The organism is Aporhodopirellula rubra, from assembly GCF_014192335.1.
GTDB classification, from domain to species: Bacteria; Planctomycetota; Planctomycetia; order Pirellulales; family Pirellulaceae; genus Rhodopirellula; species Rhodopirellula rubra.
In genome coordinates, this window is the sequence record NZ_JACHXU010000008.1 from 139,063 (window position 1) to 155,392 (window position 16,330).

General features: G+C 55.4%; 15 protein-coding genes. 12 read left to right on the forward strand and 3 right to left on the reverse strand.

Annotated elements, in window-relative coordinates; all coding sequences use genetic code 11:
* Window positions 1-137 precede the first annotated feature (137 nt).
* The 3 genes from FHS27_RS12880 to rsmH all read left to right on the forward strand — a co-directional run bounded on the left by FHS27_RS12880 (window position 138) and on the right by rsmH (window position 2,203).
* Window positions 138-626: a hypothetical protein gene (locus FHS27_RS12880; protein WP_184305342.1), complete on the forward strand. Its 489-nt coding sequence runs from the start codon at window positions 138-140 to the stop codon at window positions 624-626.
* 128 nt (window positions 627-754) lie between these two features.
* Window positions 755-1,144 carry an acyl-CoA thioesterase gene (locus FHS27_RS12885; RefSeq protein ID WP_184305343.1) on the forward strand — a complete coding sequence of 130 codons (390 nt, stop codon included), beginning with the start codon at window positions 755-757 and terminating at the stop codon, window positions 1,142-1,144.
* A gap of 141 nt (window positions 1,145-1,285) precedes the next feature.
* The gene (rsmH, locus tag FHS27_RS12890; RefSeq protein WP_315854558.1) at window positions 1,286-2,203 is read left to right on the forward strand and encodes a 16S rRNA (cytosine(1402)-N(4))-methyltransferase RsmH; all 918 of its coding nucleotides are present in this window, start codon (window positions 1,286-1,288) and stop codon (window positions 2,201-2,203) included.
* A 14-nt stretch (window positions 2,204-2,217) separates the two neighbouring features.
* Here the strand turns inward: rsmH and FHS27_RS12895 are convergent, their stop codons facing one another.
* The gene (locus FHS27_RS12895) at window positions 2,218-3,189 is read right to left on the reverse strand and encodes a tetratricopeptide repeat protein (protein WP_246419706.1); all 972 of its coding nucleotides are present in this window, start codon (window positions 3,187-3,189) and stop codon (window positions 2,218-2,220) included.
* A gap of 236 nt (window positions 3,190-3,425) precedes the next feature.
* Between FHS27_RS12895 and FHS27_RS12900 the strand changes: the two genes are divergently transcribed.
* The 6 genes from FHS27_RS12900 (at window position 3,426) to FHS27_RS12925 (ending at window position 10,780) form a co-directional block, all read left to right on the forward strand.
* Window positions 3,426-5,354: an ATP-binding protein gene (locus tag FHS27_RS12900; RefSeq protein ID WP_184305345.1), complete on the forward strand. Its 1,929-nt coding sequence runs from the start codon at window positions 3,426-3,428 to the stop codon at window positions 5,352-5,354.
* Between the two features lie 251 nt (window positions 5,355-5,605).
* Window positions 5,606-6,130, forward strand: a complete 525-nt coding sequence (locus tag FHS27_RS12905; RefSeq protein ID WP_246419708.1) for a Crp/Fnr family transcriptional regulator — start codon at window positions 5,606-5,608, stop codon at window positions 6,128-6,130.
* Between the two features lie 81 nt (window positions 6,131-6,211).
* Entirely contained in the window at window positions 6,212-6,739 is a 528-nt protein-coding gene (locus tag FHS27_RS12910; protein ID WP_184305347.1) for a hypothetical protein, read from the forward strand.
* 82 nt (window positions 6,740-6,821) lie between these two features.
* The gene (gene ruvX, locus FHS27_RS12915; protein ID WP_184305348.1) at window positions 6,822-7,358 is read left to right on the forward strand and encodes a Holliday junction resolvase RuvX; all 537 of its coding nucleotides are present in this window, start codon (window positions 6,822-6,824) and stop codon (window positions 7,356-7,358) included.
* A 161-nt stretch (window positions 7,359-7,519) separates the two neighbouring features.
* On the forward strand, window positions 7,520-9,190 hold the full coding sequence (locus FHS27_RS12920) for a C25 family cysteine peptidase (protein WP_315854545.1): 1,671 nt from the start codon (window positions 7,520-7,522) through the stop codon (window positions 9,188-9,190).
* A 69-nt stretch (window positions 9,191-9,259) separates the two neighbouring features.
* Entirely contained in the window at window positions 9,260-10,780 is a 1,521-nt protein-coding gene (locus tag FHS27_RS12925) for a sulfatase family protein (RefSeq protein ID WP_184305349.1), read from the forward strand.
* A gap of 62 nt (window positions 10,781-10,842) precedes the next feature.
* Here the strand turns inward: FHS27_RS12925 and FHS27_RS12930 are convergent, their stop codons facing one another.
* Window positions 10,843-12,222 carry an O-antigen ligase family protein gene (locus tag FHS27_RS12930; RefSeq protein WP_184305350.1) on the reverse strand — a complete coding sequence of 460 codons (1,380 nt, stop codon included), beginning with the start codon at window positions 12,220-12,222 and terminating at the stop codon, window positions 10,843-10,845.
* A gap of 274 nt (window positions 12,223-12,496) precedes the next feature.
* Complete coding sequence (gene lipA / locus FHS27_RS12935; protein ID WP_044257422.1) at window positions 12,497-13,417, reverse strand: lipoyl synthase; 921 nt, start codon at window positions 13,415-13,417, stop codon at window positions 12,497-12,499.
* 158 nt (window positions 13,418-13,575) lie between these two features.
* Here lipA and smpB point away from each other — a divergent pair, with 158 nt between their 5' ends.
* From smpB to FHS27_RS12950, 3 genes are all read left to right on the forward strand, one after another.
* Window positions 13,576-14,157, forward strand: coding sequence for an SsrA-binding protein SmpB (gene smpB, locus FHS27_RS12940; RefSeq protein ID WP_009105221.1), 582 nt, complete (start codon window positions 13,576-13,578; stop codon window positions 14,155-14,157).
* A 114-nt stretch (window positions 14,158-14,271) separates the two neighbouring features.
* Window positions 14,272-14,949, forward strand: coding sequence for an ABC transporter ATP-binding protein (locus FHS27_RS12945; protein ID WP_184305351.1), 678 nt, complete (start codon window positions 14,272-14,274; stop codon window positions 14,947-14,949).
* Between the two features lie 4 nt (window positions 14,950-14,953).
* Window positions 14,954-16,315 (forward strand): ABC transporter permease, encoded by a 1,362-nt coding sequence (locus FHS27_RS12950; RefSeq protein ID WP_184305352.1) that lies wholly within the window; start codon window positions 14,954-14,956, stop codon window positions 16,313-16,315.
* Window positions 16,316-16,330 lie beyond the last annotated feature (15 nt).

The window sequence follows — 16,330 nt, forward strand, 5'->3', positions numbered from 1 at the left end:
ACCATTGGAGCCGGTTAGTGGTGGACTGGCAAACAGGCAGCAGGATGCTGCCATCTCGGTACGAATGTTGCTATAATCGACGGTCCGCTGGAGGGGTGTGACGTAGCATCCCGTTTCGTCCTCCGTGGATCTAAAAGATGAAAACATCTGTGATTAACCCGCATCAGTCGGGTGCAGTCTTTGGTTTCTCACCATCTTCTGTCGCTGTGAACCCGCCTGAATCGGCAGTCGTCACATTGGCAACTTCGTCGCCCATGCCCAGCACGCAGTGCGAGGAAATGGCTCACATGCGACGTCGTTTATTTCGCACCCTCGAGCATCCAGATCGCTGTATGATCGCGATCGATTGTGGTGCGGTTTCTATAGATCAAATCAAACAAATCACGGATCATTTCTTCGATGACGAGGCTCATCGAGAGAATCACAATTTGGTGTTGGCGATTCCGACCGACGACGCGTTCGCCCGTTCACCTGCGTTCGATTTGGTGCAATCGATCAAGCAGTCTGCGTTCGAAAATCATCACGACGGGAAGGTAAGTTGGTTGCTGATCCACCAACGTGAAACCGAATTGGACGCTCTTGCGAATCTCGTTCGGCAACAAGGTGGTCAGTGGTACGGCGAGTGAGTCGCGCCCACGAGAATCTTTCTGCCGGTTTCGCTCACTCGCAATTTGCGTCCGTGGAAGTAAAACCGGCGTGCTGTTATTCTGCCGCGAAATAGAAATTCGATCGGTAGATGAGGACGCGAGACAAAATGTCCGACAGCAATGAGCAGACCATCGCCCTGCGGGTGCGTTATGACGAATGTGACCCGATGGGGTTTGTTCATCATTCGAACTACCTACGTTATTTCGAGATCGGTCGGACTGAGTTTCTTCGCTCATCAGGTGGCCGATACCGAGATGTTGAGGCGGCGGGCTTGTTTGTCGTCGTCATTCATATCGACTGTCGGTATCGGGCATCGGCGAAATATGATGATGAAATTCAGGTGACAACGCGGGTCGCCAAGGTGACCGCAGCGAAAATCATTCACGAATACGAAATCCGTCGTGACGGTCAACTTTTGGTGGAAGCGACCGTGACTCTCGCGGTGATTGATAGTGACGGACGCCTGCAGCGTGTTCCAGAATCATTGATACAATGATCGGTCCGCAATTCCTGACGTACTCACTCTCGAAGCCTCGTTTATGACTATACCGACGCGACTGATGTCGCCTCCGCTGACGTTTGATTCCGTTTCGACCACAAACGATCGTGTGATTCTTTTTGCGATCGGAACCGTTTAATCGTGGCTACTGAACATGTTTCTGTGATGCCCGATGAAATCGTTCGTTGGATAGGCGAGGCAAGCCCGCGAACGATTGTCGATGGCACGTACGGTGGCGGCGGTCACACTCGATTGTTACGAGACATTCTTCCCGCGGAGACCGATTCGAACGGATTGAATCCGTTGATTATCGGAATGGACCGAGATCCAGCGGTGATTCGTCGGGATGATGTGCCAGAGGGGCCGGGCAGCGATCCGCGGATTGAGTTGTTCCTGGGCAGTTACGAAAAGGCACCGGCGGCGTTAGCTCACTGCGAACGGACTCATGCCGACGCGTTGGTGCTCGATCTCGGGTTGTCGAGTGATCAGCTTGCCGACCGCGAACGTGGATTCAGCTTCACGTTGCCGGACGCGGAACTCGACCTGCGGTTTGATCCAGAGTCGGATTTGCCCGCGCATCAGTGGCTCGCCTTTCATGGCGAAAAAGACATCGCCGATGCCATCTATCAGTTCGGCGAAGAGAGATTCAGTCGCCGAATCGCACGACAAATTTGTTTGCGAGCGAAGGAGCGATCGCCGGTCAAAACGGTCGGCGACCTCGTCGATATTTGTCGTCGGTGTGTGCCACGATCGAAGAACCACGACATCCACCCCGCGACTCGCACGTTTCAGGCATTGCGGATCGCCGTAAATGATGAGTTAGGGATTCTGCAGCGAACGTTGGCGTCGGCGGCGGATTGGATCGCGCCGGGCGGTCGGATTGCCGCGATCAGTTTTCACTCACTCGAGGACCGAATCGTTAAGAATGCCTTCCGTGACGACGACCGTTGGGAGATCCTCACGAAAAAGCCGCTGCGTCCCACTGATGAGGAAGTCCAATCAAACCCACGAAGCCGCAGCGCCAAACTTCGGGTGGCAGCGCGAAAGCCTGATTAGTTTGAAGCGTTGGACTAATCGTTTTGCGTGGCCATCGTTTCATCGCGATGCGTCACTCGCCATCCGCCCGGAGGATCGGGGAGGCCAAACGCTTCGTGGTAGTCGCGTTGTTGGAGTTCGAGCCAAACGAGCGTTTCTTTTGCGAGCGTTCGATTCACGGGAGAGAAAGCCGACAACTGGATTGCTCTCGTGATGCGTTGTTTCGCTTCCGGAAAATCTTGGCGAGCGGCCGCGGCAATGGACGCATTGATCCATGCACCGACTTGGCCGGGATGACTTTCTAATGCCTGGACCCAAATTTCTTCTGCGGCGGGCCAGTTGCCATGTTGGGCGAACACGTTTCCTTCTCTGACGGCTTTACTTCCGAGTGCGTAACGAGGTTCGGCGAGAGTCACGGTTTTTCGGATCACCGATTGGTTAAGCAAGCCGAGTGTTTTGCGGACCATCGCTTTTTGCAATCGGACGTGTGGTTCACTGATTGCCATCAGGTCGGGATACGCGAGCGAGATTTGTTGTTGGTTGACGGAAATTGGCATTCCCTCGGTCGGGCAATCGGCATCGAGTCCCACCAATTTCCACACCACACTGAGTCTTTCTTCGGAGCGTGGATTGCCGGTTGCATGCATGATTTCGCCACGCATCAGATAGCGTAGGCCGGACCGACGGGCTGCGGCGGCGATCGCCAGGTCGCTCGGTTCGTTTTCGACAGCGGAGACTAACCGGATGGTCGATTCATCGGGCAGTTGGTCTGGCAATAGAAACGTGACTGATGTGCTGCTCCCTGTGGCGGAGCTGCTTTGTCCCTCATTTGGACGGGTGATTTGGAGCAATTCTTGACGAAGTCCCTCGGCCGTTTTCTGCGGTCCGGCGATTTCCATCAGAACAATCGACTCGCCGGAAACGGACGCGAGTTGAGGCGGTTGCCAGAGGCTAATCGGGGCAGTGGTTTGGCAGCCTAGCAAGAGGCTGGCCAAGAACGTCGCCAAGAGAGGGCTCGCAATTCGACTAATTCGGGCGTTTTGACGGCCGAGTCGATGGAATCCGCGGCAACACATGGGCAGGATTGATGATTTCGAGCGATGACGCTGGCAAGGTCGATACAGAAAAGTCCGACGGTAGTCAAACATATGCTTCGATGACAAGCTATCTTGGGTGCCGAACGGCGATAATTCGTGGTGCCGGCCATTTTTTTGTGCGTGAAACTCTTAGGAACCATCCCATCATGGCCTCGTTGTTTGTCATTCGAGGGCGTGACCAAGGCAAACACTTTCAGGTTGCCGCGCCGGTCACCCGGTTGGGCCGCGATTCGACCAACGACATTCAACTGCTCGACAACGAGGCCTCTCGAGGGCACGCTGAAATTCGGTGCGATCCCACGGTGGGACGTTTCGAGTTGATTGATTTGGGCAGTAGTAACGGAACCTACGTCAATAGCGACCGTGTCGAACGCCGAGAATTAGTCAGTGGCGATCGAATCGAAATCGGCGGAACGCTGCTCATCTTTACTGGTGGTGGAAATGTTGCCGCGATGGACGCGGCCCACGGCGTCGACATTGTTCGCCAAGTGCGGGCCGGCGACGCCAGCCGGATCGTCTCGTCGTTTTCTCGAGGGGGCGTATCGCGAGGGCGAAACGCTGACGTTTCCGAGATCGCTGCCCTCAGCAAACTTTCGGGCAAACAGGTACGTTCAAAATCGGACCGACCTAAGACTTCCGATTCATCCTCTGTCGCTTCGGCCAAAAGTCCGGCCGTCGCCGAGAAGCGAAACACGACCGGGGCGGCACCGATCGCCGATTCGCAGAGCGCGATCGAGGTTCCCGACGAGTCGGCGTCTTCGGTCATCCAATCGCTGCCAGATTCATCGAAGAACTTTCTCGATACAGATCAATCACTCGAAGTCATGTATTTGACGGCTCTTGCCGTGGGACGTACCGATGACTTGAACGAGGTCCTCGATCGAGTCTTGAAGTTGATCTTCGACTGGGTGGAAGCGGATCGTGGATGCGTGATGTTGCGTGATCCCGAAACGAAACGACTGACGCCAGCGGCACGGTGCGATCGCGAGCAAAGTCGAATGTCGAAGTCCAAATCGGATAAGCCGAGCAAGCCACCGGGACGGATTACGATCAGTCACACCATTCTCGACTACGTTCTCCACCATAAAGAGGGTGTCCGGACGAGTGATGCGGTCGACGATGAGCGTTTTGATAGTGCGGCATCGATTGTGCAAGGCGGCGTTCGAGAAGCCTTGTGTGTTCCGCTGCAGGGCCGTTACGACGTGGTCGGCGCGCTGTACGTTGACACGTACACACCTCCGGGAGAATGGCTTCAGAAAAAAGGGGCCACCCGTTTTCATGATGAGCATCTCAAGCTGATTACCGCGATCGGGCACCAAGCCGCACTGGCGATTGAAGACACGTTTTATTATTCCGCGTTGTTGCAAGGTGAACGTCTCGCGGCGATGGGACAAACGATCGCCACGCTGTCTCATCACATCAAGAATATTTTGCAGGGCGTGCGTGGTGGCAGCTATTTGATTGAATCGGGTCTCGCGAAAGATGACACGGAGGCGATCCGTCGTGGATGGGCGATCGTTGATCGGAATCAAGAACGGATCAGTAACCTTGTACTCGACATGCTCACCTTTTCAAAAGAGCGTGAACCGCAGCGTATCGATGCGGATCTGAATGCAACCATTCATGATGTTATTGAGTTGATGCAGAACCGCGCGGATGAATCGAACATTCGTCTCGTTTGTGATTTGGATGACGATTTGCCGATTGCGAGTTTTGATCCTGATGCGATTCATCGCGCCCTGCTGAATTTGATCACCAACGCGATCGATGCGGCGGAATCAAGTGTCCGGCTCAGCAGTCGTTTTGATGCTGCGGTCGGATGGATCGTTGACGTCGAGGACGATGGCGAAGGGGTCGATGAAGATGAACGCGAACAGATCTTTTCGCTTTTCGAATCGAAAAAAGGTGCCCGTGGAACTGGGCTCGGTCTTCCGGTGACGGCGAAGATTATGCAGGAACACGGTGGAAGTATCGAAGTGCAAAATGCGGATGGTGGCGGTGCGAGATTCCGTATGGTTCTGCCGACGGTAGGCACCGACATCAGCGGTGAGAGCGGACTCGATACTCAAATTTGAGTCGTCGGGGACGAACACCTAACGGTGTGATCGCTCGACGACGTTGATCGAATACCGAGATTGAGTCGATTCTTTTGGAGCAGGCTCGCCGCGCGGTGACGGCGGACTAAAAGCGTCAAAATTGTCGCGTTCTCTCGGAGCAGACGGTAAAATGACTGGATTGAGCGAGTGGTCCGAACTCGGGTGGTATAACTCACGACACCCGTTGTCGTACGAATCGGCCATCGTCTTCGCTGATCTTAATGAAGGGAATGCGAGTGACTGCCACACGAATTGAATTGCTCCGTCGCATGGCAGCTTTTGGTGGTATGCGAGAGGACGCGCTCGAGAGGATTTTGCACGAATCCGATGACATTGAAAAATCAGTAGGCGATATGTTTTTCAGTCAGGGAGATACGGGCGAATCGTTGTTCATTCTCGAATCGGGCAGCGTGAGTGTGTTGCGAGAATGGGAAGGCAATCAGATCCCGTTAAGCACGCTCGGTCCCGGCGATTGTTTTGGTGAGATGTCGTTGATCGACTTTCAAAAACGATCCGCCTCTGTCGTTGCGAAGACAGATTGCCGTGCGATCGAGGTGTCCCGAAAATCGATCGCGTCTTTGTGTCAAGAAGATCTGCAACAGTACACGATGATCATGATGAATTTGGGACGGGAGGTAAGTCGCCGTCTACGCAAAGCGGACCAACGGTTGTTCGAGTTGCGGAGATTGCTCGAACCCCAAACGCTCATCGAACCACTGAAAGAGCTTCAGAATCATCATCACATTACGTCGTAGCAAACGATCGACTCGTCACCGGTTGTTTGCCCATAACGAAGAGTTGCCCATGAACCACGATCAAGCTCGAGTTTCGTCGCGATGAAGATCTTTCAGCTTCAACCCGCCTTCACGATCGACATTCCATTGGAGCAGGGAAAGGCGATTGAGCGGTTGAAATCGGCAATCGAGAGTGACGAGATGCGCGGTTTAGCGGAATCGGCTGGTACGGTTTTTGACTTCAAGATTGACCGCCCCGATCGACGGTTTTGGTCGCCTCATTTGTCAGCGCAATTCAGTGAGACCGAAACGGGGGCTCAACTTTTTGCTCGATTTTCACCGCGACCGGAAGTTTGGACGATGTTCATCGCGATTTATTTTGTGGTCACCATTTTGATGGGGCTCGCGATGATTGTTGGATACGTGCAGTGGACGCTCGGCTACACACCTTGGTCGCTCAGTGCGGTCCCGATTGGGGTGTTGTTGATTGCCTGTTTGCACCTGGCGAGCATGGTCGGGCAAAGCCTGAGTGCTGACCAAATGACATTGTTGCGAGGGCGACTCGATCGGGCACTTGAGATGGCATTCGGCCAGGAAAATGGCAGCTCGGGCGGGTCGCTGTCGCCGTGAGATGCCGTTGACAGGAAATCCTGGGTCGAGAATTCCGTTTTCGCCGTTGACGCGGCTCTGAACCTTGCGTTGACTAGTGCGTATGAACAACGACTCAACTCTCCCGACGACTGATTTCCCGACCGAAGGTCGAATCGCCTCCGTGGACTACGGCACCGTACGAATTGGCATCGCGATTTGCGATCCGGATCGAATTTTGGCCAGCCCGTTGGAGGTGCATGCGGTGACACAACCTGACGCGGGGGGGTATGAGTCGGATGAACATTACTTCTGCAAACTTGCCGCCGAGGAACGCGTCTCGGCGTGGGTCGTTGGTCTGCCCATCCACTGCGATGGCGGAGAGAGCGACAAGAGTGTGGAGGCGAGAAAATTTGCAACTTGGTTGCATCAGGTCACCCAATTGCCAACGAGACTGTTCGACGAACGATTCACGACCGTGGCGGCGAACCAAAAGATTCGGCAGGGTAAGACAACACGGAAGAAGACGAAAAAGCGAATCGATGCGATCGCCGCGCAGGTGCTCCTTGAGTCGTTTCTCGAGGCCTGTCGGTACCGTGGCGAAATCGCTGGACATGCTTTGAGTGATGTGAATTCAGAGGGTGAGTCGTTGGTTGATTGATGTGTGAACGTCGGCATCGATGGCGGCATATAGTCCAGCTCATATGTGGCATTAACGAGGAGACATGGATGGCATTGATACAAGACCGGGTAAACCTTGGTGCGATTGTTTGCGATGTTGTAAGGCGCGCGTGCAAGTGGATCGCTACGGTAGTGTCATTGGTGACGTTGTTGCTAATGACACCCTCAGTGCGAGCGGCGGATGTGGTCGTGGTGTGTGCCGACGATTATCGTGATGCACTATTGCCGTGGTGTGAACTTCGACAAGAAGAAGGGTTAACGCTCGCGTTCTGCCCTCCGGAAGCGACTCCAAATGCGATGTCAGCGGCAATCCGGAAAACGGCGGACGGTGAAACGCGTTATGTGGTTCTCGTCGGGGATGCGCCACCGTTTGCATCTCGAACGGCGGGTGATGCAAACGGGAATGACGCGACCCAATCGAATCGAATCCCGACTCATTATTTGCCATCGCGAGTTACTTCGGCCTATGGATCGACGCCGACTTATCCGTCCGATCTGCCGTACGCGGATCTCGATGGCGACGGAGTTTCCGATGTGGTGGTGGGTCGTTTGCCAGTCGTTGCACCGGAGCAGCTTCGTGACTTGGTTGCGAGAATCGTTTCGTACGAGTCGTCTCAGGATTTCGGTTCGTGGCGTCGTTGTTTGCAGTTGACCGCGGGGGTAGGTGGCTTCGGTGCGCTCGTCGATGGCGCGATCGAGTCGGTGACTCGTACCGTGCTAACGAGTGTTTTGCCTGCGGACGCGAAACCGCAGATTGCCTACGCGAGTCCTGGGCATGCGTTTTGTCCGGTCGGGGATTCGTTTTACGATGCGGTGATGCAGCGTTATCGAAGTGGCGCACGGTTTTGGGTTTACGCCGGTCACGGCAGCGTTGACCGTCTCGATTTTCTGACGCGATCCGCTGATGATGCCAGTGCCTTGTCTCAACCTGCTGGAGCGGATGGTGGTCAGCGGCGTTGGCAGGTCGAATCTTTGCTCAACAACGAAACGGCTTCCCAACTGGGAGGCAATCCGAATCGTTCGCCGATCGCCGTTTTGCTCGCTTGCTATGCGGGTGCTTACGACGCACCGGGTGATTGTTTGTCGGAACGTATGTTGCTCGCCCCGGGCGGTCCGATTGCGGTGATCGCGGCTAGTCGTTTGACGATGCCATATGGGAACGCAAGGTTCGGTCTCGGGTTACTCGAATCGGCGTACCGACCGGTCGGCGACGAGGCGTCACCAGAACGTCTTGGGGACGCGATGCTCGAAGCGGTCCGACGACTGCAGAAGAATCTGGCGGCGGTTGAAGGCCAGCCTGGAACAGGGAGCTCCGTGTCGACGACGCAATTGATGGTTGATGGATTGGCCGGGCTGATATCGCCGGCGGGGAGTAATCTCGCCGACGAACGTGGTGAGCATGCAGGTTTGTATCAACTCTTTGGTGATCCGACTCTGCGTTTGCAGCGACCCGAGGAATTGAAAATTACGGTGGACGACTCCGGTGGAAATTCCGATCGGCCAGAAGTGGAGGAACCGTCGTTGCCGAAAAGGGTGTGTGTTCGCGTAACGAGTCCGATCGCCGGTACCCTCACCGTGTGCGTGGATCGTCCGCTGACCGCGACTGCGATCGAGTCTGATACAGAGTCGAACGATGTCGACGATCCGCATGGCTGCACAATCGGTCAGGTCTCACTGCAGGTTGAAGTCAGCGAAATCGGTATCGCAATCATTCCTTTGCCGGATCATTGGAGTGGTCCTGTTGTGGTGCGCGCGTTTGTACAGGGCGCAAACGCATGGGCCACCGGAGCAACACGAATGCTGATCGATTGATTATGGTGGCAGCATCACCGAGCGGTTTTGCGATCGACTCGGATCGTCCGTTTCACATGAGATTCGAGCATGCTGCAGATCAATCGAAGCTTCATCAGAATAGTTTTGTGTGCCCTTTTTGTGGGGCCGTTTGCACGTCCTGGATGCGCCGCAGAAGACACGACGGTACCTGATGTCACCGCAACGCGGCCGAGTATCGTTCTGATATTCATGGACGATATGGGTTATGCGGACATTGGTCCGTTTGGAGCTTCGGACTATCCGACGCCGCATTTGGACCGGATGGCTGCGGAAGGTCGTTGCTTCACGGATTTTGCGGTCTCTTCGGCGGTCTGTTCCGCTTCGCGGGCGGCGTTGTTAACAGGCAGCTACCACCGACGCGTCGGCATTTCTGGTGCGCTGGGGCCATCTGCACGAATCGGGCTCGATCCAGAGGAAACTACGATTGCGGAAATCTGCAAGTCGGCCGGTTACCGAACAGCGTGTATTGGTAAATGGCATTTGGGTCACCTGGAACCCTTCCTGCCTCATCACCAAGGGTTTGATCAGTTCTATGGGATTCCCTATAGCAACGACATGTGGCCGCTGCATCCCGACACGGTGCGCCGGCGGCAGAAGGATCCAAGCGATCCTGGGAATTGGCCGCCGCTGCCGATCATGCAATCTCGGGCGGGATCCGAAGTTGAGATTGTGAATCCAGATGTTCAACCGTCGGACCAACAACAGATGACGGTGGAGTTAACGAGAAGGAGCGTCGAGTTCATTCGAGACGCGGAGAGCGAGGAGCCCTTCTTTCTTTACTTGCCACACCCGATGGTGCACGTGCCACTGTATGTGTCGGATCGTTTTGCCGGGAAGAGCGGTGCGGGGTTGTTTGGTGATGTGATGATGGAGGTCGACTGGTCGGTCGGCGAGATCTTCAATGCGATCAAAGACAGTGCTCATGCCGACAATACGCTCGTTATCTTCACGAGCGACAACGGCCCATGGCTTTCCTATGGGGACCACGCTGGGAGTGTTGGTGATCTGCGTGAGGGGAAGGGAACGATGTGGGAAGGTGGTTGTCGTGAACCGACCGTCATGCATTGGCCCGGCCGGATCCCACCAGGATCGAGTTGCGATCAGTTGTGTTCGACGATTGATATTCTGCCCACGATCGCGCAATTAGTCGGAACGCCATTGCCGGAGAAGAAAATTGATGGTGAGTCAATCGTTGATCTTATGACGGGGGTTCCTGACGCGGTTTCGCCCCATCGATCGTTCGTCGGGTATTACGGCGGTGGGCAGCTGCAAACGGTTCGAAACGAGAAGTTCAAACTCGTCTTTCCTCATCGATACCGGACTCTCGCGGGAGAAAGCGGCGGCACCGACGGAATGCCGAGCCGATATCAAATGGCGGACGCGGGGCTCGAACTCTATGATCTTGATAACGACCCGGGCGAAACGACCAATGTCATCGATAGCCATCCGGAGGTTGTGTCGCGTCTCGCTGCAGAGGCGGAACGCTATCGCGAGACGCTCGGTGATAAGTTGCGGAAACGCAGCGGTAGCGAAGTTCGAGGGTCGAGGCAGATGGACGCCGCAAAATAGGCTTTTCGGTTTCGCGGGGCTAATTCGTCAGGTGCTTTGCCTCGGGCGCTAAAATCGCTCTGTCAATTAGACGGTTGTGATGACTCAGCTACTGTTTGAGTGATCGATTTTGGTGCCTGTCTGTAGACCAAATTCGGGGCGAGTAGTCCAACAATCCACAGGAGCGTTAACATCGTCGGAAACGATTCTAAGATCGTGTCTTCGACTAACCCAGAGATCAAAACAAAGACCATCACGCCACGTATCCACTCGTGGGATGAGGTGACGCCAAAGAGTAATGACCATCCCAGCAATCCGACCATCAGGCAGCACGCGATCAAGCCAGCGGAGAACCATACATGCAGTAACAGGTTATGTGTGCCGGTGGCTTCGATGCTCATTACTGTCGCGGCACTATCGAGTCCCCATCCTGTGAAGGGACGCTCGGCAATCAGTTCAATTGCTTCTTCCCAGATAACGGTTCGTCCGGTTAACGAAGTCAGCTCCTCGACATCTCCACTCTTGGTAACCACGCCAACAGCGGATTGCGAGAAGGGACCCTCGCCGGACCAAAGTGAGATGACTAAAACGATGACTGACACCGATGCTACCGACGTGATTGCGACCGCGAGTCCACCACGACCGTAAAAGCGATTGATCAACATCACGCCAGCGGCTGCGACACCTGCGAGGATTGCAGTTCGGCTAAGCGTGGCAAAAGTTGTCGCGGCGGAAATAGTGATCACGCCAATCCAAATCAATCGCCACCATGGACCGCAGGTCGTAATCGCTAAGAGATCGTCATCTGGTTTCGATTCGAGTTGTTCGATTTTTGAGCCACGTGGGGACGGTTCGCTCGACCGCCCCGTCAAGAGGGCGAGTCCCATCAAGCCTGTCGCTACCGCGACTTTTGCGATGATATTAGGGTGACCGGTGCCTCCCATGCGGGTCACGGTTTCGGTGGCACTGGTGTATTCCGTGAACGTTCCTTTCTCGGGGACCAGGATGAATAGGCTCCAGGTGAATAGCAGGTAGAAAGTGGATCCGATCACCAGGTAAATCGTAACGCGTTTTGCGCCGACCGTAGCCAGTGCCGTCGTGATGAACAGCAAGTAGCCGACATAGATCAGTGCCGATGCAACGCTGATGATTCGCACTTCTGGGGCTGAGAAAACACTCGTGCAGCAGAAGACAAAACCGAGTGCCATCAAGGCGGCGCCGGGAACACTGTTGAGCAGTCGACGGGTCCGCGGACTCAGCAGAAGGCCCATCACGCCGATCAATGTTGCCGCCCCCGCCAACCCGAGTTTCAACAGCGTTTGGATACCCTTTGAGCTTGTCGCTCGGTCGTACTCCGATGCTCCGGTGATGAAATCGAGCGGATTGAGTGCAGCGGCTCCGATCAGAACCAATCCGATGATCCACGGCATTGCCGCTCGCGGTTGTTCATCGGATGACGACATGTCAGGGCGAAATCGAGATGGAGGGCGCGGACGTGGATGATGCAGCAAAAAGCTGTACTGAACGCCATCGATTGTAACTCGAGGGATGCTTTGAAGCGTCATCGCACCGCGTTTTCGCCGATCATCGATATGCTCTCGCGGTCAGACGAAAGATACCGCCGAAACGAAAGAATGGACGGTGCCTGTCGAAGTCATCGATTCGACGTTCTGCGGCAGAGGTAATCCGTCTTTGACGCGACCGGCGGCCACGAAAATGCGACGAGGCTTGAGTAAATTAGACCTCAGTTTCGGCCATATCGCGTGCGTGATAGCTACTGCGGACGAACGGGCCGGATGCGACTTTGGTGAATCCGATCTCGCGTGCCAGATCGGCGAGTTCGTCGAACTCTTCTGGCGGAACGTAACGCACGACGGGAAGGTATTTCTCGCCGGGTTGCAGGTATTGGCCGAGCGTCAGGAAGTCCACCCCGTGATCTCGCAGGTCCGAGAGCGCGTCAAGCAATTCGCCACGTTCTTCGCCGAGGCCGAGCATCAGGCCGCTCTTGGTCTTAACGCTCGCGTCATATTTTTTCACCTCTCGCATCATTTGCAACGTCCAGGCGTAATCGCTCTTGGGACCCCGGACGCGGCGGTACAGGCGAGGCACCGTTTCCATATTGTGGTTGAAAACGTCGGGACGGGCTTCGATCACGCGTGCCAGAGCGTCTTTGCAGTGAACGAAGTCTGGTGTCAGGACCTCGGTCGTCGCGCCGGTGCGTTCTCGTACCGCGACGACGCAGCGGTAGAAGTGGTCGGCACCCCCGTCAGGCAGGTCGTCTCGGGTGACGGACGTGATAACCACGTGTTTGAGGCCCAACTTTTCGGCCGCTTGGGCGATTCGATCCGGTTCATCGGCGGCGGGTGCCTCCGGCGGACGGCCACGATGGACCGCACAAAATCCGCAGGGACGCGTACAGACGTTTCCTAAAATCATGAATGTTGCCGTTTGTTGGCTGTAACATTCCATGCGGTTGGGGCATTTGGCGTTTTCGCAAACCGTTTCCAGCCCGAGTTCGTCCATCAAGTGATCGGTCAGGTGGTTCGAATTCGATTTTGGGATCGGCCGTTTCAACCACCTCGGTAACCGGCCGGTGGCACTGACAGAGGTGCCCGCAGGCATTTCAGGTTCGGAAACAACAGGCAATCGAAAAGCCATCAGTTCAATCAATTCAAACGAGAGTAAATTCGCGGAGAACGCTAGGTGCGGCGTGGAAACCCGGTTCGTCGGGATCGTCCGCGGTGCCATTGTAGCCACGAGACCAAAATCTCACCATTGCCGCCCCCACCGCTTCCCATTTCCGTCTTCGCGATACAATGCCCGCCATGTCGAAGTCAAAAACCAAATCGCACAAAACCAGCCTCACGGCTGCTGGCCGCAAAGAGGCCGATACGAAGGCCAAGAAAAAAGGTGGCAAGGGATCGAAATCCGCAAAAACGCCTGTTTCCTCAACAACGCCGGTCGCGGAAAACCGCAAAGCCAAATTTCGTTACGAGATTTTGGACTCGATCGAATGTGGCATGATGCTCACCGGCAGCGAAGTGAAATCGATGCGGGAAGGCAAGTTGTCGCTCGATGAAGCGCATATTCGGATCACTAACGGCGAGTTATGGTTGGTCGGAGCCGATCTCGCTCAGTATTCCAACGCGGGGTTATGGAACCATGATCCGCGACGTGCGCGGAAACTGTTGGTTCACCAAAAAGAGTTCAACAAATTCGCCGGGCGTGCGTTCGAACGGGGACTCACCCTGATTCCGCTGCGTGTTTATTTCAATGATCGAGGCATTGCGAAGTGCGTGATGGGGCTGGTCAAAGGGAAGAAACTGCACGACAAACGCGAAACGATCAAGAAACGCGATACTGATCGCGGACTTCAGCGAGCGATGCGGCGCGGATGAGATTTTGGGAGTGGTTTATCGGTCAGGTTGTGCGGCGATCCGGCTCCGTTTTCGCCGGCATGTTGTCTTTCCGCCGTCGCCTATCAAGATGCTAAATAGCAAGGATTTCCGTCTATGTTGACGATCGCGAACCTTATTAAGAAATTTCAACAACCTGGGGGCGGTGAGCTGACGGTGCTCGACGTCCCTCAGTTTGAAATCGCGAATGCCGAACAGGTCGCTTTGATCGGCGAGAGTGGTGGCGGCAAGACGACGTTGCTGCATTTGATTGCCGGCATGTTGTCGGCGACCTCGGGATCGATTCGCGTCGACAACATCGAGTTGACTCGGCTCAGCGAACAGGGACGCGACCGGTTTCGTGCTTCGGCGATCGGTTACGTTTTTCAAACCTTCAACTTGTTGCCCGCGTTTTCGGCGATTGAGAACGTCAAGCTCGGGATGACGTTTGGGAGCGGACGCGTCGATCCCGCTCGAGCCATGGACCTGCTCGATCGAGTTGGGCTCGCCGATCGGGCTCACTACCGACCAAAACAATTGTCCGTCGGGCAACAGCAAAGAGTCGCGATCGCGAGAGCACTCGCGGGGCGGCCGAAACTGTTGCTCGCCGACGAACCGACTGCCAACGTCGATCCGGCGAGTGCTGACTCGGTTCTCGATCTGATCATTGACTCCTGTCGTAACGAATCGATTGCGTTGTTGATGGTCACTCACAGCATGGAAGTCGCCGGTCGGTTTAGTCGAATCGAACGGCTCGAAGACATCAACCGAATTCCCGCACTGAAACAGGTCTGAGCGAATGAATCTCCTGTTCATCGCGTGGCGAAATTTTCGTTATCGCGCGTTATCTAGCTTCCTAACCACCTTGTCACTGATGCTCGGTGTTGGGCTCGTCGTGATCGTGATGTCCATCTACGGCATCATCAGCGAGGCGTTCGTGCGCAATGCGGCGGTGGGATACAACCTCGTGGTCGGGCCTCGCGGGAGCGCGTTACAGTTGACGCTCAACAGTGTCTACTATCTCAGCCAACCGATCGAGAATTTGCCGTACACCGAGTACATGGAATTTTTTCCGGCCGACGAACGGGCGCGGATGGTCAGCGAGTATGGCGGCGACCCGACACTCGGTGAACGTGACGGTGTTTATGCGGGATTCGTTGGCGAAGGTTATGCGATTCCGCTCGCGTTGGGCGATTATTTCGGAGAGTTTCGCGTTGTGGGGACGACGCCGGAGTTCTTTGAAAAATTGCGACATGGGCCAGATCTTGATCAACGGTTTGATTTCCAAGAAGGGCGTGCTCTCGAGACATTCACGCCTGAAAACCAGTATTTTGAATGCGTGTTAGGCTCGCGAGTAGCCGCGCAAATGGGTCTCGCCGTTGGCGACACGATGAACCCGACGCACGGCGATCCAGAGGGGAAAGGGCATGGGCAAGGTTTCGCCGTTGTCGGCGTGTTGGCTCCCACGGGGACACCCAACGACCGTGCAGTGTTTGTGAATCTCGAGGGGTTTTACTTGCTCGAAGGTCATGCCAAACCGCTTGAGGAAGATGCGGTGATCGTGCTTCCGGATCGTGATCCCGATGACACGCGTCCGCCGTTGTTGATGATTCCCGAACGTGAGGTGACATCCATCTTGGTCCGCAACGGCAACGTGATGCATGCACCGGGGATGCAAAACCGAATCAATGAGAGTGGGCGAGCGCAGGCCGCCGCACCGATTGGTGAGATCAATAAATTGATGTCGATGATCGTTGGGCCGTTGCTCTCGGCGTTGTTGGTCATCACGTTGATCACGTGTGTGGTCGCCGCGTTTGGTGTTTTGGTTGCGATCTACAATTCGATGAATGACCGCCGCAGAGACATCGCCGTCATGAGGGCACTCGGTGCCCGAAGAGGCAGCGTCACGTGGGTGATACTTTTTGAAAGTTTGATCATCGCGATCATTGGTGGTGCGGCCGGATGGTTGCTCGCGCACGTCGCGATCTATTCGGCAGGCACATTTATCGAACAGCAGACCGGAGTCCAGGTCGGATTGTTTTCGGTGAGTGAGTTCGAGTGGTTGCTGCTGCCTTTTGTAATCGTGTTGAGCCTGCTCGCGGGGATCGTTCCTGCGATGGCCGCGTATCGAACCGACGTCGGTTCAAACCTGTCCGCTTAGTCTTTCACCCCGAGT